Origin of the sequence: Flavobacterium lacustre, assembly GCF_027474525.2 — a bacterium.
In the GTDB taxonomy this organism is placed as follows: Bacteria; Bacteroidota; Bacteroidia; order Flavobacteriales; family Flavobacteriaceae; genus Flavobacterium; species Flavobacterium lacustre.
The window spans coordinates 2,165,568-2,184,147 of sequence record NZ_CP114882.2; the positions used below are offsets into that span (position 1 = coordinate 2,165,568).

The following is an 18,580-nucleotide window of genomic DNA, read 5'->3' on the forward strand; positions in this document are numbered from 1 at the left end:
AAAAAGGAACTCTTTCGTTGTAGTTGCTATTTCTGAATCGTTAGTGGTTGCTGATTTCTGAGAAATATCAAAAAAAACATTAAATTTATAGATTGATGTTCAAAAAAATAGGATATCAATAAAAGAATTCAAATTACCTTAAATAATTTTTTGTATGATAAAAAAAATAACTATTGTTGCAGGAATAAGCATTATGCTTTTGGCGACAGCCTGTAAAACGAAAGATTTGAAAATGAGTGCAGATAAGAAAGAGACCGTCTCCGATAAAAAAGTAGTTGTATACCAAGTTTTTACTCGGTTATTTGGTAATACAAATACCAATAATAAACCTTGGGGAACCATCGAAGAAAACGGTGTGGGTAAATTCAATGATTTTACAGATAAAGCGTTGCATGAGATAAAGGATTTAGGTGTTTCGCATATTTGGTACACAGGAGTTCCGCATCATGCTTTGATTCATGATTATACGGCAATAGGAATTTCAAATGATGATCCGGAAGTGGTGAAAGGTAGAGCAGGTTCGCCTTATGCTGTGAAAGATTATTATAATGTAAATCCGGATTTAGCCGTAAATCCTGTAAATCGTCTGAAGGAATTTGAAGCTTTGATAAAAAGAACGCACAAAGCAGGATTGAAATTGATTATTGATATTGTTCCAAACCATGTTGCCCGTAAATACGAAGGCAGAAATAATCCGAAAGGAGTTCGTGATTTTGGTGCAGATGATGATGTAACGGTTGAATATAAGCGCGATAATAATTTTTATTATATTCCAAATACTCATTTTGAAGTTCCAGATACTGCTAAACCTTTAAACGGCGAAAAGAATCCGCTTGTTGACGGGAAATTTGAAGAATACCCTGCAAAATGGACGGGAAATGGTTCTCGTTTAGCCAAGCCGGATAAGAATGATTGGTATGAAACCGTGAAAGTAAATTACGGAATTCGTCCTGATGGTTCCAAAGATTTTCCTGAACTTCCTACTGGATTTGACACGAAATCATATCAAGAGCATTTTGATTTTTGGAAAGGCAAAGAAGTACCTAGTTCTTGGATTAAATTTAGAGATATTGCTTTGTATTGGACCGCTAAAGGTGTTGATGGTTTTCGTTATGATATGGCCGAAATGGTTCCTTATGAATTTTGGAGCTATATGAATTCGGCTATTAAGGTAAAAAATCCCGATGCATTTTTATTGGCAGAAGTCTATAATCCAAATGAATATAGAAATTATATCCGTTTAGGAAAAATGGATTATTTGTATGATAAAGTAGAATTGTATGATAAATTGAAGGAAATTGTGCAGGGAAGAAGCCAAACGGATCCTATTACTACCATACAAAATGGAATGGCAGATATTGAGCATCATATGTTACATTTCCTAGATAATCATGACGAACAACGTTTGGCAAGCCCAGAATTTGCTGGAACACCCGAAAAAGGGAAACCATTAATGGTTGTTTCTGCAACGATTAGCAGTTCGCCTACTATGATTTATTTTGGACAGGAAGTCGGGGAGGCCGGAAATGAAAATGGAGGTTTTGGAACACATTCCAGAACATCTATTTTTGACTATGTTGGCGTACCCAATCATCAGCGTTGGATGAATGAGGGCAAATTTGACGGAGGACAATTATCTCAATCCGAAAAAGACTTGCGTGATTTTTACAAAAGGCTTTTAAACTTCACTTTGAATAGTACTGCCTTGATGGGACAATACCAAGAAATACACGGATTAAATCGCTACGCAACAGAGGGATATTTTCCTGAAGTGTATTCCTATGTTCGTTGGTCTGATACTGAAAAATTAATTATAATAGCTAATTTTTCATCAGAACACACCAGCCATTTTGAATTGAAAATTCCTAAAGACATAATTCAAAAATGGAATTTAAAAGACGGTAACTACACTATTACAGACCAATTATACGAAAAAAGTAGTTTGCAATTACAAGTTATCAATGGAGAAGGGAAGGTTCAAATTACAATCGCTCCATCAGAATCATTTATATATAAGTTATAATTTAGAAGTAATAAAAAAAGGGGAAATATGAATTCATATTTTCCCCTTTTTTTATGTTGAATACTTATGAGCCTTTATATTTTTATAGTTGCATCGTAGTTCTCTTCTACTTTATTCCAATTAATAACATTAAAAAAAGCATCAATATAGTTTTTTCTTTTGTATTGATAATCTAAATAATAAGCGTGTTCCCAAACGTCTAATGCTAAAATAGGTGTTCCTTGGATAATTGCATTTCGCATTAATGGATTGTCTTGGTTTTGAGTGCTGGTAACTTGCAATTTTCCAGAACGGTCTACAACAAGCCAAGCCCAACCAGACCCAAATTGAGTTGTTGCTGCGTCTTTAAATGCGGTTACAAAATTCTCAAACGAACCAAAATCTTTAGTAATAGCATCCGATAAAGCACCTTTGGGTTGTCCCCCAGCTTTTGGACCCATGCATTTCCAGTACATGGAATGATTGTAAAATCCACCGGCATTATTTCTTATAGCATCATCATTCAAGTCTAATCGAGACAAAACTTCCTCAATGGTCAGATTCTCAAGCGGTGTTCCTGCTATAGCTTTATTTAGATTGTTGGTGTACGTTAAATAATGTTTAGAATAGTGCATTTCTAATGTCAAAGCAGATATATGTGGAGCTAAGGCATCGTATCCGTATGGTAATTTTTCTAATTGAAAGGCACCATCTTCTGCTTTTACATCATCAGGTATGCCTACAGAAATTTTTTCTTGTGCAGTAGGTAGTGGAACCTCCACAACTTCAGTATATTTTTTTTTGTTACAAGAAAGTAAAGCAGTAAATACTAGGAAGTAAATAATTTTTTTCATGGCTAGTCTATTTTGTCAACAAGGAATTTATGATTTCAATATACTGTTCTTTGGCTTCATCAATGGTTAAATGACTAATCTGAATCCAGGCATTTGTTTTAAATGCATTACGTAAATCAAAATTATCAGACAGATTGTATTTAGCAGTACCAAAAGTCGCCTGTTTGTAAAAGGCATAAAGGCGCAATTGAACATCTTGTGGTAAAGATGCCTGTGTCATCTTTGAAGCAATTTCTACAGCTTCTGTAAATTGTGTATCTAAATCTTTTTCAATCATTATTCTTTAATAGCAATAATAGTTTTTCCGCCAATGGCTTTTTGATTTAAAACTACATTCACGGGTGTGCCTAGTGGCAAAAATAAATCTACTCTTGAACCAAATTTTATAAAACCGGCATCTGTACCTTGTATCACTTGCATTCCTTCTTCTGCATAATTTACAATACGTCTTGCCAAAGCTCCTGCGATTTGTCGGTATAAAACAGCTCCAAATGTTTTGTTTTCTATGACAACTGTAGTTCTTTCGTTTTCTTCGCTCGCTTTTGGATGCCAAGCTACCAAAAATTTACCGGGATGGTATTTGCTGAATTTCACCAATCCACTAAGAGCATAACGGGTTACATGTACATTTATTGGAGACATAAAAATAGAAATCTGCAATCTTTTGTCTTTGAAATATTCTCCTTCATATACTTCTTCAATCACAACCACTTTGCCATCAACAGGGGCAAGAATATGATTGTCATTAAGAACGAAAGTCCGTTGCGGATTTCTGAAAAATTGCAAAATAATAATCAATAGCAATAATGTTATTATTTGGATTCCTTTTTTTATCCAATCGGTATCAATAAAAGCATCTGCTAATAGTAGTACTATAGCGGTAAACAATGTACCGAATAAAATGCTTTGGGTTCCTTCTTTATGAAACATAGTTTAAAATTTGATAAAATAAATATACAATTGGTGCTACAAATATAACACTATCCAGTCGATCTAGAATGCCTCCGTGTCCAGGCATGATTTTTCCGCTGTCTTTTATGCCAGCAATACGTTTAAATTTGGATTCAATTAAATCACCTATGGTGCCAAAAACTCCAACAATTAATGCAATTGTAGTCCAGATTAATATTGATTTTTCGCTAAAACTTGGACTTGCTTTAATGTATAATTTTGAAATTAAATAGCCAGTAAAAATAGCAAAAACTACTCCGCCAATAAAACCTTCAATGGTTTTTTTAGGAGAAATTCGTTCTAATAATTTATGTTTTCCAATAGATTTGCCTACCAGATAAGCAAAGGTGTCATTAGTCCAAATCAAAATGAATAGTCCGATAATTATTTTAGGATTATAGTCTTTAATTCCAAATGAAATTTTAACGATAAAAATAAAAGGTAATAAGATGTAGCCTAATAAGTACAGGTATTTTGATGGTGTGGATATCGATTGGACTCTGTCATCAAATAGAAAAAAAATACATTTTACAGATACTATTAAGGTTGTAATTAATAGTATTGTGTTGACCAGATTGATGTCTATAGTCAATGTGATATTTTTATTTTGAATGCTGTTAATGTAGTTTTCAGTCTCAATTTTATAAAAACTTATCAGAGAAATAGTTGTATAAAAAAGAGAAACAAATAAAATCGGGAAAATTTTATTCAGCTGAACCAGATTACAAAATTCGTACGTTGCAATAATTAGAAAAACTCCGAACAGAATAATAAAACTTTCAGTTGAAAATTGGATAGAAGTTAACAACAACGCAATATAGACGGCGCCTGAAATTCCTCTTTTGAGTGTTTCATTCATCTTAAAGATCCTCTAGAAGCAATAAATATAGATTTTTTGCAGAACTTCCGTATTGCGTAAAGTCTTCTTCTTTTGCTTTTTCGAAATATTTTATGGTAGTAATATTAGTAGGGTAATCTCTTTCGTATTTCTTTTTTATAGCACTAAGCCCATCACTTTTCGCAGCAAGAATTTGACTTGTATTTGCTAGAATGATGATATTGGTAGGTAATTCGTTAGGTTTGTTTTGTTTAATTTGTTTTGAAGAAAATAAAATGGCACCTTCTTCAGCGATTAAATTTTCGCAACTGGCAAGAAGAAATTTAGGGTTTGCCGGTTTAATATAAGTAAGTTTGTTTTCATCTAGCATTTGAAAAAGTGAAGTTTCATAACATAAGACTTCGCTTTCAAACCAATCATTTTCTTCTAAGATGTTTTCAAATTGTTCTTTTACTTCATCAGTATTTTCGCAGTATAAAAATTTACCTCCATTTTTCTTAAAATTATAGATGAATTGTTCATCTATAGACATATTAGCGTCAGGAAACGATTTGCTGTATTCTCTTTCTTTTTCTTCTTCTGAAGCGGGATTACTTGAACCAAAAAATTTTCTAAAAAGACTCATATGCTAATAAACTACTTAATTTGTTATTTGAAAACGTTCAAAGATAAAAAAATCTTAATTCAAAAGTAGTTTTTGAATTAAGATTTTAAAAATAATTAAATTATGTAGGCTTATTTTATGATACTACTTCTTCCAGATTTTTATCAAAAGTTCTTTTTCCAAATATAGCTTCTAAATCATCTTTGAAGATTACTTCTTTTTCAATTAGTATATCGGCTAATTGATTTAATTTATCTTTATTTTCTTCAAGAATTTCAATTGCTCTTTGGTATTGACTTTCAATTAGTAACGAGATTTCTTCGTCAATAACTTTTGCAGTTTCTTCAGAATAAGGTTTTGAGAAACTGTATTCACCTTGACCAGTAGAGTCATAATAAGTGACATTTCCTATTTTGTCGTTCAATCCGTAAATCGTAACCATAGCACGAGCTTGTTTGGTTACTTTTTCTAAATCACTCAAAGCACCAGTTGAAATTCTGTTAAAAGTTACTTTTTCAGCAGCTCTTCCTCCCATTGTAGCGCACATTTCGTCCAACATTTGATCCGGACGAACAATTAAACGCTCTTCTGGTAAGTACCAAGCAGCACCAAGGCTTTGACCTCTGGGTACAATAGTTACTTTAATTAAAGGTGCAGCATGCTCTAACATCCAACTAACTGTTGCATGTCCCGCTTCATGAATTGCTATTGCTTTCTTTTCTTCGGGAGTAACAATTTTATTTTTCTTTTCTAAACCGCCTACAATTCTATCAACAGCATCAAGGAAATCTTGTTTGTCAACAGCAGTTTTATTATTTCGGGCAGCAATCAAAGCAGCTTCATTACATACATTTGCAATATCGGCTCCTGAAAAACCAGGTGTTTGTTTGGCTAAAAAGTCGGTATCTAATCCTTCAATTTTTTTCAAAGGAGCAAGATGTACTTTAAAGATTTCGGCTCTTTCTCTAATGTCTGGTAAGTCAACAAATATTTGTCTGTCAAAACGACCTGCACGCATCAACGCTTTGTCAAGAACATCAGCTCTGTTTGTAGCGGCCAACACAATTACATTTGAATTAGTACCAAAACCATCCATTTCTGTCAGTAATTGATTTAATGTGTTTTCACGTTCGTCATTACCGCCTGACATATTGCTTTTTCCTCTTGCTCTACCTACAGCATCAATCTCATCAATAAAAATGATTGCAGGTGATTTTTCTTTGGCTTGTTTAAACAAATCACGTACACGAGAGGCTCCAACTCCTACAAACATTTCTACAAAATCAGATCCTGATAAAGAGAAGAAAGGGACTTGAGCTTCGCCGGCTACGGCTTTTGCCAATAAGGTTTTTCCGGTTCCAGGAGGTCCTACAAGTAGGGCTCCTTTGGGAATTTTTCCTCCAAGATTGGTGTATTTTTCAGGATTTTTCAAGAATTCAACAATTTCTTGAATTTCTTCTTTTGCTCCTTCTAAACCGGCTACATCTTTGAAAGTCGTTTTAATATCTGTTTTTTCGTCAAAAAGTTTAGCCTTCGATTTTCCGATATTAAAAATCTGTCCGCCACCGCCACTGCCACCGCCGGACATTTTTCTCATGATAAATATCCAAACAGCAATTATTATAATGATAGGCAACAAGCTAATAAGAATGTCTGACCAATTGTTTTTTTGTAAGAAGTTGAAATCTTTTAATTTTCCTTCTGCAACAGCTTTCTCTAATTTAGTTTGAAAGATTTGATCATTACCAATTTCTAAAGTGTAATGTGGGCCTTTGTTAGGTCTGTCAAAAACGTCTTTAGCTAATTTTGAATGAATTTTTTCTTTCAAAGCAGCAGCAGTCAAATATACTTCAGCTTCATTTTTGTTGTAAACAATGACTTTTTCAATTTGACCTTTTTCTAAATAATTATTAAATTTAGAAGAGGTTAATTGCGCAGGTTCCTGTAAACTGGTTCCTCCTGTGGCAAAACTGATGAATAAGAATATCAATAGTATTGCGGTATAGATTAACCACGGGCTTACTTTGAATTTATTCGAATTGGGATTATTATCTTTAGCCATTACAAGTGTGTTTCTTTAGTATTTGTTTTCAATTGTAGTAATTTTTGCATCACCCCAAAGACTTTCAATATTGTAATATTCACGAATGTGTTTTTGAAACACATGAACCACAATATTTACATAGTCCATTAATACCCATTCGGCATTATCAGTACCTTCAACATGCCAAGGCTTGTCTTTTAACTCTTTTGAAACTGTTTTTTGGATGGAGTTAACAATTGCGTTAACTTGTGTATTCGAATTTCCGTTGCAGATGACGAAATAGTCGCAAACAGCGGTGTCTATTTCTCTTAAATCCAGAATGTCAATATCATTTCCTTTTACTTCCTCGATTCCTTTGATGATATTTGCCAATAGCACATCATTATTTATAGTCTTTTTCGCCATGAATTATTTTTATATAAGTTTGTAAAGTTACCATTTTTTGTGATTATTTTTGAACCTTAACATAATATTAAATTCTGTTTCACAAAAAAACGTATATGCAACTAATCAAACTCGATGCCATAGATTCTACTAATGAGTTTCTAAAAGGGTTATCGAACAAACAAAACCTCGAAAACTTTACTGTTGTAACTGCCGAAAGCCAGACCAAAGGAAAGGGGCAAATGGGTTCTGTATGGAGTTCTGAAGCTGGTAAAAATCTAATAATGAGTGTTTTGGTTAAGGGTTTTTTATTTGATATTAATCAGATTTTTACGCTCAATATTGCCATTTCTCTTGCAGTTATAGAGACGCTGGAGTCAATTAATATTCCTGATTTAAGTATAAAATGGCCTAACGACATAATGTCATATAATAAGAAAATCGGAGGGATTTTGATTGAAAATAGCATTAAAGGCGAAGATACAATCACTTCTATTGTCGGTTTAGGGTTGAATGTCAATCAAACTAATTTTGAGAATTTGCCCAAAGCTTCTTCTTTGGCAGTAATTGCGAACACCACATTTGATAAAGGTGTACTTTTAAAAATGATTATTAAGAATCTGGAATTGAAGTTGCAGCAATGGAATCAATTTTCAGAAATGTTTTGGAGTCATTATACAGATCGGTTATTCAAAAAAGGAGTTCCAATGCCTTTCTCAGATCAAAACAACATCAATTTTATGGGAATTATTCAAGGTGTTTCTACCATTGGGAAACTTCAAGTCCTTTTAGAAGATGACAGTATTGCGGAGTTTGATATAAAGGAAATTCAGATGTTATACTAAAAAAAGCGGTTTAAGATTGAAAATACAAATCTTAAACCGCTTTATTATTTTGGTTTTATGTTCTATAATTTGGTCATATTCACAGCCAAAGTTTCTATAAATTTACTTATTGGGCCTTTTATCATCATGGCCATCATTGGGTTAAAATCACCTTCAAAATCTAATTTTACGGCACTTGAATTTGCAGAAACGCTATCAATATTTGCCACCAAAGTAAAAGGAAGTTTATCGCTTGCAGCACCTAAGACAATTTTGTTTGGAGCTGTTTTTTCTTTCATCTTCAATTTGATTTCAGGCATCCCTTTTAATCCAAAAATAAAAGCATCGTCACCAATAACCTCAAATTTAGCAATATTTTCAGGCATTAATTTTTCGAAATTTTTTACGTCGCTCAATAAATCAAATAATTCTTGTGCAGATTTTTCGACAGTAACTTTTGGGCTTTCTAGGTTCATCTTTTTTATTTTTATGGCAATATAAAATGGCGATTATTCATTCTGATCTTTTCAAATTCAGAAAGTAATATGCTGTTATTTCCCCCAAGTCGATGGGCTTACGCTCCATTCTCTCAAGGTTTGTTCTTCTTCCTCGGTGATGTATTTTTTGGCTACAGCCAAGTTCAAAAGATTCTGGTAATTGCTTAAGGTAAACAAATCAATATGGGCATTTTTGAAGTTTTCTTCGGCCACACCAAAACCATAAGTGAATATGGCAGCCATCCCTTTTATGTTGGCTCCAGCTTCTCTTAAAGCTTCTACGGCAAGTAAACTGCTGTTCCCTGTACTGATTAAATCTTCTACTACGACTACGTTTTGTCCTTTTTGCAAGAAGCCTTCTACTTGGTTTTGTCTTCCGTGTTTTTTAGGTTCTGGGCGAACATACACAAACGGAAGTCCTAAACTTTCGGCTACTAACATCCCAATTCCTATTGCTCCGGTAGCTACTCCTGCGATAACATCTGGTTTGCCAAATTGTTTTTCTATATTTTTGGCAAACTCATCGCGGACATAATTTCTTATAGCTGGAAATGAGAGGATTAATCTATTATCGCAATATATTGGCGATTTCCATCCAGAAGCCCATGTAAAAGGATTTCTTGGATTCAATTTAATTGCATTTATTTGCAAAAGCAATTCGGCTGTTTTTTCGGCTGTATCTTTATTAAAAATCATAGTACAAATGTATAAAGTTTTTGTTAACGACAAACCACTTTTTTTGACAAATCAAATCTCTAAAGAGACCGATTTTCAGATATTTTTGCTGGAAAGCATTGATATAAAACAAGTTATAGTAAAAATATTTCAAAATAAAATTCAAAAAGCGTGTCTTTATCATCCCGATGAAAAGGAGATTATGAAAACTTTGAAAGCAAAAATCCCGGTTTGCAAAGCAGGAGGCGGTTTGGTTTATAATAAAAAAGGCGAGGTTTTATTCATTTTTAGAAACGGAAAGTGGGATTTACCCAAAGGCGGAATAGAAAAGGGAGAAGAAATTGAAGCTACTGCCATGCGAGAAGTAGAGGAGGAAACAGGAGTGGATTTGTTGACAATTACCAATAAACTTCAAAAAACCTATCATGTTTTTAAACGCAACGGAAAATATAAATTAAAAATTACTCATTGGTTTGAGATGCAATCTACTTTTGAAGGTACGCCTCAAGGCCAATTGGAAGAAGGAATTGAGAAAGTAGCCTGGATTAAACCAAGTGATATTCCGGAAGCCTTAAAAAATTCCTATGAGAATATAAAATTATTGTTTGAAGATAAAAAGCTCCCAGTATAGGAGCTTTTTTTTATTTCAAAATGCGATAGATTGGATATTGTAAATGAGCCTTTTCATAGTAAACAGAATGCTTGTAAATCCAGTCTAATTGCGCTTCGGGATTGGTGCTAAACGAAATGTCGGTTTGTTTTTTAGTTTCGAATTCTGCTTTTAAATTTGTGTTTTCTTTTAAAATTTGTGCAGCTGTATCTTCAAAAACATAATCAGAATAACCTTCTTTTTGTTGCAGCATTGTGTCGAAAAAATTCCAATTAAAAAAAGAATCTACCGCTTCGGGTTCTAATGTTTCCAATACATATTTTACTCCTTTTTGTTGCGTTGAAATGATGTAGTCTCCTTTTGCGAAAGCCACTTTTTGTAGGTTGGATGTTACGGTAGTATTGCGGTGTAAATAGTGTCCTTCGTAAGCGGAATTAGTTGTTTTAAAATCTGCAATTTTATAGCTTTCCACTTCAATCAGGGTGTCTTTTTTTAAGGTATTACAAATGATGTTATTGCTTTTTAACAGCTCAATAACTGGCCAGAATCCTTTTGAAATTATATAGTAGTTTGGAATAATAATTTCTTTTGCCGACTTGAATTCTTTGATATAAGGGATGTCTTTTTTGAATGGATTTGTCCGGTCATAAAACAATCGATTTCCCGTAGTTGCTTCGCTCTTTTTATAACCGGCTTCATAGCCCAAAAACGGAAAAGTAGTTGTTTTTGTAGTATCTATTTCCCATTTGATGGTGTATGATTTTTGAGGTTGGTATTGTTCCTCATTTTTTAAACGCAGTTGTTTTATTTTTTGATAATTAGCATCGGTAAAATCAATTGCGGAACGCATGTATTCGTATGTCACTTTGACGCGCTCTGCATATTTCTTGAGCATATGAGTTTCTACCACAAATCCGATGGTGTTGAATAAGGAAGTATAACCGGTCGCAAATCTTGGGCTGTCAAAAAATTGACCAAAACCTTTGTCGGGAGTATCCTCAAAAGAGTTGACATAAGGAGTGGTTTCGATATTCTTTTTTTGTAAATTATGGACTATTTCAGGCATCATTTCCGTGTTCATAAAATCACCCAAGACGGTACCCAATTTGTTGTGTTGGGTCATAATATACGTCAGTTTGTATTGGTAATCAGAGCCGTTACTTACATGGTTGTCAATAAGAATATCAGCATTTATTTTTTGAAAAATTGCCACAAAACTCTTCGTGTTTCGTGTGTCTGATTTAATGAAATCCCGATTCAAATCATAGTTTCTGGCATTACCACGAAAGCCATATTCTTCCGGTCCGTCCTGATTGGCTCTTGTAGTTGAGTTTCGGTTTAGAGCGCCACCGATATTGTATACCGGAATACAAACAATAACGGTGTTTTTAGGTGCTTTTACTTTGCCTAAAGCTAAATCCCGATACAACTGCATAGTTGCGTCAATTCCGTCAGGTTCTCCTGCATGTATGCCATTGTTGATGAGAATGACTGCTTTAGTTTTCTTAATTTTTTCAAAATCAAATTCCTTTTCAGCGTTGAAAATAACTATATGTAACGGTTCACCACTGTCGGTTAATCCCATTTCCTGTATTTCGATTGTGGCAAAATCATGAGCCAGGAGTTGGTAATATTTGATGGTTTCTCGATAATTGGCCGATTGGTTTCCGTTGCCTTTTTCAAAAAAAGTATCGTATTTAGTGTCTTTTTGTGCAAAGGAATGGATTGAGAATACTAAAAAAAGGAATGTGAAAAATCTCATATTTCGGTTTTTAAATGGAATTTCAAATGTAGTTTTTTTCGAGAAGAATAGCTTTTGCATTTTGATAAAAGTAGTAGCCTGTTTAAAAAATGAAAAAATCGTAATTGGGAATTCCTAATTCGTAATTCAAAGAACTATCTTTGCAAAATGAATAAGAAACACCATTCCAACAATATACTTTTGAATTTAGGCATCGAAAGCCTGAATGAGATGCAGGAAGTAGCGCAAGACGCTATTTTAAATGACAATAATGTTTTATTGCTTTCACCAACGGGTTCCGGAAAAACACTAGCTTTTTTATTACCTGTTTTAGAAATGTTACAACCTGAAATTTTATCGGTTCAATGTTTAATTCTGGTTCCATCACGTGAATTGGGATTGCAGATTGAGCAAGTTTGGAAAAAAATGGGAACGGATTATAAAGTAAATGTGTGTTACGGCGGACATTCTATTGATACCGAAATCAAAAATTTAAGCAATCCACCGGCTGTTTTAATTGGTACTCCGGGACGAATCGCAGATCATATTGACAGAGGCACTTTTCGTGTAGATAAAATTCAAACGTTGATTCTGGATGAATTTGATAAATCATTGCAATTGGGTTTCCATGAGCAAATGTCATTTATCATTGGGAAACTAACCAAATTGAATAAACGGGTTTTAGTTTCGGCAACTTCTGATATTGAGATTCCAAGATACACGCGAGTGGTGAATCCAACCATTTTAGATTTTATTCCGGAGCATAAAGAAGAAACGAATCTTGCTATGAAAATGGTGGTTTCGACTGCAAAAGACAAGATTGGCAGTTTATTCAATTTGATTTGCTCCTTGAAATCACAATCGGCTATCGTTTTTTGTAATCATCGTGATGCTGCGGAACGTATTAGTGACACTTTAAACGAAAAAGGAATTTATTCGACCTACTATCACGGCGGAATGGATCAGGATGAAAGAGAACGCGCTTTAATTCAATTTCGAAACGGAAGTGTGAGCTATTTAGTTACCACCGATTTAGCGGCTCGTGGACTGGATATCCCGGAAATGAATCACGTTATTCATTATCATCTGCCAATGAAAGAAGATGAATTTACCCATAGAAACGGACGTACTGCTCGTATGTTAGCTTCGGGAACCGCTTATATCATTGCTCACGAAAGCGAGAAAAAAATGGAGTATATTGATTATGGAATGAGCGTTCTAAAAGTAGATCATGCTACAACATTGCCAAAACCTCCCGAATTTCAGACTATTTATATCAGTGGCGGAAAGAAAACCAAATTGAATAAAATTGATATTGTCGGGTTCTTTTCTCAAAAGGGAAAACTCGAAAAAGGGGATTTAGGTTTAATCGAAGTGAAAGATTTTATCTCGTTTGCCGCAGTGAAATTCAATAAAGTGAAAGATTTACTGCATGCCATTAAAGACGAAAAAATGAAAGGCAAAAAGTTTAAAATTGAAGTCGCCAGAAAGGTGATTAAGAAAGAGGAGGAGTAGGTAGTGGTGAATAGTGAATTGTGAAAAGTGAGTGGTGAAAAGTGAAAAGTGAATCGTGAGAAGTGAAGAGTGAAAAGTGAAAAGTGAGTGGTGAAAAAAGTACTGATTCCTTTTCTGGTGTTTTATAAAAAAAATCGTTAGTAGTAAAACTTTACTGCTAACGATTTTTTATATTAAAAATGATTCTTTTGGAGGTCAGTGTACGTCTGAACTATTCACCACTCACCACTCACGATTCACTTTTCACTAAAAAAAGAATTATATTTTCTTCACGTATTGTGTGATGATTACAATTTGTTGACCATCTACTTTTCCTTCGATGTATTCGGCATTTTCGTGGTCTAGTCTGATATTGCGCACTGCAGTACCTTGTTTGGCTACCATGCTTGATCCTTTTACTTTCAAATCTTTGATTAAAACGACTGAATCTCCGTGTTCTAAAATTACGCCGTTACTGTCGCGGTGAATCACTTTGTTCTCATCATCTTCTCCTTCACCGGTTGCTTGCGCCCATGTTAAAGTGTCTTCGTCTAAATACATCATGTCTAACAATTCTTGCGGCCATCCTGCTGCACGTAAACGGCTTAACATTCTCCAAGCGACTACTTGAACCGGAGTTTGTTCGCTCCACATGCTGTCGTTCAAACATCTCCAGTGGTTCAAATCAACTTTGTCCGGATTCTCGATTTGGTCAATACACGTACTGCAAGCAAAAATGCTTTCGTCCAGTCCGCCTTTTTTGGTAGGTAAAACGATATATTCTTTTAGGTTTTCGGTAGCAGCACACAATTCACATTGACCGCCACTTCGTTTGTTTAATTCTCTATCTAAACTCATTAGTTCTATTTTTTGGCGAAAGTAACGCTAAATCACGCTTTTCACAAATTTATCTTTTTTGGTTTGTCTTCGCTTGGTAAAATTGATTTTGAATTATTTTACTCTAACGGCTTCGGGGACTAACATTTCATATTCGCCATGGTTGCGGATGACGTCTCTCACGATGCTGGAACTGATGTAAGAGGTTCTCGCAGCTGTTAATAAAAAGACAGTTTCTATTTTTGACAAACGGCGATTGGTGTGTGCAATGGCTTTTTCGAATTCGAAGTCGGCGGGATTGCGCAAGCCACGCAGAATAAAGTTTGCATCTATTTTATGGCATAAATCAATCGTTAGTCCTTCGTAAGTGATGACTTTTATTTTGGGTTCATCTTTGAATGTTTCTTCGATGAAGCGTTTTCTTTCTTCTAATGAAAACATGTATTTCTTTTCGGCATTGACACCGATGGCAATTACTATTTCGTCAAACAGGGAAATGCCTCTTTTGATGATGTCTTCATGTCCTAAAGTGATGGGGTCAAAGGAACCCGGAAAAATGGCTTTTCTCATTTTAATATTTTTAGGCTAAAGCCAATTCGATTGCATTGGTAAACAAATCCTCTAATGAAATTCCGGCTGCTTTGGCTTGTTGCGGAATCAAACTTTCGGTGGTTAATCCTGGAATGGTGTTCATTTCGAGCATGTGAGGTTCGCCGTCAACGATGATGAATTCGCTGCGGGAGAAGCCTTTCATCTTTAAGACTTCGTAAGCGCGTTTGGCTATTTCGCTTACTTTTTGAGTCATTTCATCTGAGATTCTCGCAGGTGTTATTTCCTGTGATTTGCCTAAATATTTAGCTTCGTAATCAAAGAAATCATTTTCGGAAACTATTTCGGTTATTGGTAAAACGGTTACGGTTCCTTTGTAATTGATAACTCCTACAGAAACTTCGGTGCCGTCAAGGAAACTTTCTATGATGATTTCGTTGTCTTCTTGGTAAGCCACTTCAATGGCGATTGGCAATTCGGCAGCGGTTTTTACTTTTGAAATTCCGAAGCTCGAACCTGCTTTATTGGGTTTTACAAAACAAGGCAATCCTACTTTGGCAACAATTTCATCAGTATTTATTAAGTCTCCTTTGTTTAAGTAATAGGAAGTGGCGGTTTTGATTCCGTAGGGTTTAAGTACCGAAAGTAAATCGCGTTTGTTGAATGTTAATGCGGCTTGGTAATAGTCGCAGGCGGTTTGCGGGATATTCAGCAATTCGAAATAGGCTTGCATGAGTCCGTCTTCGCCGGGAGTTCCGTGTATGGCGTTGAACACACAGTCGAAACTGATTTTGTTACCCTCAACAGTTACTGAAAAATCATTTTTATCGATTGGGAATTCTTTGTCACTGGCATCTACATAGACCCATTTTTCTTTGAAAATATGAATTCTAAATCCGTTGTATTTTGTTTTGTCCAGAAATTGGTATACGACGTTTCCGCTGATAAGTGAGATTTTATATTCGCTGGAATATCCGCCCATGATGATGGCAATGTTTTTCATTTTTTAGGTATTGGGTGTTAGGTATTGGGTTTTAGGTGTTGGTGTTAGGTTTTGGTTTGTTTTTTAGCCCCGATAGTAATGGAAATCCTTTTTATCAGCTTTTTCGGCTGGTAAAAAGATTGTAACGAATAGCGGGAAACAGCTTCAAAAAGCATTAAACAAAATTATCATTTTTTTTGAAATGAAATAGCTTTATCTTTGCGACATATAAAAATAAATTTATGAGTTTACGTAAGTATCTTACCAGCCGTGTATTTTTTGGACAATTGTTGATTGCTCTTGCTATTATTGCTGTTTTGGGTTATTTGTTTATGCATTGGTTGACGTTTACAACGGATCACGGGCATGAAATTGCGGTTCCGAATTTGAGTAAATTAACGGAGGAACAAGTAGAGGAGAAGCTGGATGAGCTGGACTTGGACTATGAATTGCTGGACAGTGTTGATTTTAGAGGGGATTACCCTAAGTTTACGGTTGTGGAGCAAGATCCTTTGCCGGGTACGAAAGTGAAAGTAGGCAGAAAAGTATATATAAAAATTAATTCATCGGGGTTTTCGTCTGTGCGAATTCCTGATTTGATTGAAAAAACATATCGTGAAGCGGTGCCAACCCTTAAAGCGTTGGGACTTGAAGAAGGAACGATTACGTATGTGCCCAATCTTGGAAAAGATATGGTGCTGGAAATGCGTTACAAAGGCCGAAACCTAAAAGTAGGCGACAGAGTACTGAAATCATCTAAGATTGATTTGGTTTTGGGCGATGGAAAAGTGAGTTATGAAGAGCAAACCCAAGTCGATACTATGACGGTAGCTCCAACAGAAGAAGAAATACCAGTAAATGAACAATAATATAGAACCATTAGATTTAGAAGAAGAATTATTTGAACATTTCAGGTTTGAAGTTCCAAAGGGTCAGGCGCCTTTGCGGATTGATAAATATTTGATGAGTCTGATACAAAATGCGACTCGGAATAAGATTCAGAATGCGGCTACGGAAGGGAATATTTTTGTGAATGATGCGATTGTAAAGTCGAATTATAAAGTAAAAGCCTTTGATGTGGTTCGTGTAATGCTTTCCCACCCTCCTTATGAAAACCATATTATTGCGGAAGATATTCCGTTGAATATTGTGTATGAAGACGACGCTTTGTTGTTGATTAATAAGGAACCCGGTATGGTTGTGCATCCCGGTCACGGGAATTATATGGGAACGCTGGTACATGCTTTGGCGTATCATTTTGATAATTTACCCATGAACAGCAGCGAGCGCCCGGGATTGGTGCATCGAATTGATAAGGATACTTCGGGATTGTTAGTGATTGCGAAAACGGAGGCTGCGATGACGCATCTTGCCAAGCAGTTTGAGGCGAAAACTTCGGAACGGGAATACATTGCGCTGGTTTGGGGTAATGTGGCAGAAGAGGAAGGAACGATAGAGGGCAACTTAGCCAGACACTTGAAAGACCGTATGCAAATGGCGGTTTTTGCGGATCCCGAAATTGGGAAACCTGCTGTGACGCACTATAAGGTGTTGGAGCGTTTTGGGTATGTGACTTTGATTTCGTGTCAACTGGAAACGGGAAGAACCCATCAGATTAGAGCGCACATGAAACACATTGGGCATCCGTTGTTTAATGATGAGCGTTACGGAGGTCATTTGATTTTGAAAGGGACTACGTTTACCAAATACAAGCAGTTTATTGATAATTGTTTTAAAGCGTTGCCAAGACAGGCTTTGCATGCTAAAACATTAGGATTTATTCATCCGGTTACGGGTGAGATGATGCGTTTTGATACGGAACTTCCGGATGATTTTAAGGATTGTATCGAAAAATGGCGCAATTACTCGAAGTCGCATCATACGGACGAAGAGGAATAACAGTTTGCTGAATACTTGCCACTGATGCCTACTTGTTTTGTAGTTGTATTGTTGGTCACTGCTATAATGAAAGCCCCTTGTTTGGGGCTTTTTTTGTGGGGGATTCTAAAAATGCATACGAGAATCGTGAATGTGCATCCGAGTATCGTGAATGTGCATGCCAATATCCTAAATGCGCATAGGAGAATCGTGAATGCGCATGGCAATATCGTGAATGTGCATGGCAATATCCTAAATGCGCATAGGAGAATCGTGAATGTGCATGGCAATATCGTGAATGTGCATGGCAATATCGTGAATGTGCATGGCAATATCCTAAATGCGCATAGGAGAATCGTGAATGTGCATAGGAATATCGTGAATGTGCATGGCAATATCCTAAATGCGCATAGGAGAATCGCGAATGCGCATTGCAATATCCTAAATGCGCATAGGAGTATCGCGAAATGCATAGGAGAATCGTGAAATGCATACGAGTATCGTGAAATGCATACGAATATCGTGAAATGCATACGAGTATCGTGAAATGCATACGAGAATCGCGAAATGCATACGAGAATCGCGAAATGCATACGAATATCGTGAAATGCATACGAGTATCGTGAAATGCATACGAGAATCGCGGAATGCATACGAGTATCTACAGGTAGGAGAATCGCAACTGCAGCCCCGAGAATCTTAACTGCAGGTAGGAGAATCGTAACTACAGCCCCGAGAATCGCAACTGCAGGCACAAGAATCTTAAAAAAGTGTGGCTTTTACTTATTATGGTATTGCCGGAGCATTGTTCCGATT

19 protein-coding genes are annotated in these 18,580 nt (G+C 35.6%); 6 read left to right on the plus strand and 13 right to left on the minus strand.

What is annotated here, in order from left to right; genetic code table 11:
- The first annotated feature begins 154 nt into the window (after window positions 1-154).
- Window positions 155-2,023: an alpha-amylase family glycosyl hydrolase gene (locus O6P34_RS09405; protein ID WP_269684251.1), complete on the plus strand. Its 1,869-nt coding sequence runs from the start codon at window positions 155-157 to the stop codon at window positions 2,021-2,023.
- Between the two features lie 74 nt (window positions 2,024-2,097).
- Here the strand turns inward: O6P34_RS09405 and O6P34_RS09410 are convergent, their stop codons facing one another.
- The 7 genes from O6P34_RS09410 to rsfS all read right to left on the minus strand — a co-directional run bounded on the left by O6P34_RS09410 (window position 2,098) and on the right by rsfS (window position 7,698).
- On the minus strand, window positions 2,098-2,856 hold the full coding sequence (locus O6P34_RS09410; RefSeq protein WP_269684252.1) for a superoxide dismutase: 759 nt from the start codon (window positions 2,854-2,856) through the stop codon (window positions 2,098-2,100).
- A gap of 7 nt (window positions 2,857-2,863) precedes the next feature.
- Window positions 2,864-3,133: an acyl-CoA-binding protein gene (locus O6P34_RS09415; protein WP_269684253.1), complete on the minus strand. Its 270-nt coding sequence runs from the start codon at window positions 3,131-3,133 to the stop codon at window positions 2,864-2,866.
- Window positions 3,133-3,786, minus strand: coding sequence for a phosphatidylserine decarboxylase family protein (locus tag O6P34_RS09420; RefSeq protein ID WP_269684254.1), 654 nt, complete (start codon window positions 3,784-3,786; stop codon window positions 3,133-3,135). Before O6P34_RS09420 ends, O6P34_RS09415 begins: the two co-directional genes overlap by 1 nt.
- Window positions 3,776-4,666 carry a phosphatidate cytidylyltransferase gene (locus tag O6P34_RS09425; protein WP_269684255.1) on the minus strand — a complete coding sequence of 297 codons (891 nt, stop codon included), beginning with the start codon at window positions 4,664-4,666 and terminating at the stop codon, window positions 3,776-3,778. Before O6P34_RS09425 ends, O6P34_RS09420 begins: the two co-directional genes overlap by 11 nt.
- 1 nt (window position 4,667) lies before the next feature.
- Window positions 4,668-5,270 (minus strand): lactate utilization protein B/C, encoded by a 603-nt coding sequence (locus tag O6P34_RS09430; protein ID WP_269684256.1) that lies wholly within the window; start codon window positions 5,268-5,270, stop codon window positions 4,668-4,670.
- Window positions 5,271-5,385: 115 nt separating this feature from the next.
- Window positions 5,386-7,311 carry an ATP-dependent zinc metalloprotease FtsH gene (gene ftsH, locus O6P34_RS09435; RefSeq protein WP_269684257.1) on the minus strand — a complete coding sequence of 642 codons (1,926 nt, stop codon included), beginning with the start codon at window positions 7,309-7,311 and terminating at the stop codon, window positions 5,386-5,388.
- A gap of 15 nt (window positions 7,312-7,326) precedes the next feature.
- Window positions 7,327-7,698 carry a ribosome silencing factor gene (gene rsfS, locus O6P34_RS09440; protein WP_269684258.1) on the minus strand — a complete coding sequence of 124 codons (372 nt, stop codon included), beginning with the start codon at window positions 7,696-7,698 and terminating at the stop codon, window positions 7,327-7,329.
- Window positions 7,699-7,793: 95 nt separating this feature from the next.
- Between rsfS and O6P34_RS09445 the strand changes: the two genes are divergently transcribed.
- Window positions 7,794-8,522, plus strand: coding sequence for a biotin--[acetyl-CoA-carboxylase] ligase (locus O6P34_RS09445; RefSeq protein WP_269684259.1), 729 nt, complete (start codon window positions 7,794-7,796; stop codon window positions 8,520-8,522).
- 62 nt (window positions 8,523-8,584) lie between these two features.
- On the opposite strand, the gene O6P34_RS09450 is transcribed toward O6P34_RS09445, so the two are convergent.
- Both O6P34_RS09450 and pyrE read right to left on the minus strand, forming a co-directional pair.
- A complete protein-coding gene (locus tag O6P34_RS09450; protein WP_269684260.1) occupies window positions 8,585-8,977 on the minus strand; it encodes an SRPBCC family protein in 393 nt (130 codons plus the stop codon).
- 75 nt (window positions 8,978-9,052) lie between these two features.
- The gene (pyrE, locus tag O6P34_RS09455) at window positions 9,053-9,694 is read right to left on the minus strand and encodes an orotate phosphoribosyltransferase (RefSeq protein ID WP_269684261.1); all 642 of its coding nucleotides are present in this window, start codon (window positions 9,692-9,694) and stop codon (window positions 9,053-9,055) included.
- A gap of 7 nt (window positions 9,695-9,701) precedes the next feature.
- Here pyrE and O6P34_RS09460 point away from each other — a divergent pair, with 7 nt between their 5' ends.
- Window positions 9,702-10,304: an NUDIX hydrolase gene (locus tag O6P34_RS09460; protein ID WP_269684262.1), complete on the plus strand. Its 603-nt coding sequence runs from the start codon at window positions 9,702-9,704 to the stop codon at window positions 10,302-10,304.
- A 10-nt stretch (window positions 10,305-10,314) separates the two neighbouring features.
- Here O6P34_RS09460 and O6P34_RS09465 read toward each other — a convergent pair whose 3' ends face one another.
- Entirely contained in the window at window positions 10,315-12,045 is a 1,731-nt protein-coding gene (locus tag O6P34_RS09465; RefSeq protein WP_269684263.1) for a M14 family metallopeptidase, read from the minus strand.
- A gap of 147 nt (window positions 12,046-12,192) precedes the next feature.
- Between O6P34_RS09465 and O6P34_RS09470 the strand changes: the two genes are divergently transcribed.
- Window positions 12,193-13,539, plus strand: coding sequence for a DEAD/DEAH box helicase (locus tag O6P34_RS09470; RefSeq protein WP_269684264.1), 1,347 nt, complete (start codon window positions 12,193-12,195; stop codon window positions 13,537-13,539).
- 258 nt (window positions 13,540-13,797) lie between these two features.
- Here O6P34_RS09470 and O6P34_RS09475 read toward each other — a convergent pair whose 3' ends face one another.
- From O6P34_RS09475 to O6P34_RS09485, 3 genes are all read right to left on the minus strand, one after another.
- Window positions 13,798-14,376 carry a PhnA domain-containing protein gene (locus O6P34_RS09475; protein ID WP_269684265.1) on the minus strand — a complete coding sequence of 193 codons (579 nt, stop codon included), beginning with the start codon at window positions 14,374-14,376 and terminating at the stop codon, window positions 13,798-13,800.
- A gap of 93 nt (window positions 14,377-14,469) precedes the next feature.
- Window positions 14,470-14,925 carry a pantetheine-phosphate adenylyltransferase gene (coaD, locus tag O6P34_RS09480; RefSeq protein WP_269684266.1) on the minus strand — a complete coding sequence of 152 codons (456 nt, stop codon included), beginning with the start codon at window positions 14,923-14,925 and terminating at the stop codon, window positions 14,470-14,472.
- 10 nt (window positions 14,926-14,935) lie between these two features.
- Window positions 14,936-15,907 (minus strand): D-alanine--D-alanine ligase, encoded by a 972-nt coding sequence (locus O6P34_RS09485; protein ID WP_269684267.1) that lies wholly within the window; start codon window positions 15,905-15,907, stop codon window positions 14,936-14,938.
- Window positions 15,908-16,128: 221 nt separating this feature from the next.
- Between O6P34_RS09485 and O6P34_RS09490 the strand changes: the two genes are divergently transcribed.
- Complete coding sequence (locus O6P34_RS09490; RefSeq protein WP_269684268.1) at window positions 16,129-16,755, plus strand: PASTA domain-containing protein; 627 nt, start codon at window positions 16,129-16,131, stop codon at window positions 16,753-16,755.
- Window positions 16,745-17,785: an RluA family pseudouridine synthase gene (locus tag O6P34_RS09495; RefSeq protein ID WP_269684269.1), complete on the plus strand. Its 1,041-nt coding sequence runs from the start codon at window positions 16,745-16,747 to the stop codon at window positions 17,783-17,785. The genes O6P34_RS09490 and O6P34_RS09495 overlap by 11 nt, the downstream gene beginning before the upstream one ends.
- Window positions 17,786-18,580 lie beyond the last annotated feature (795 nt).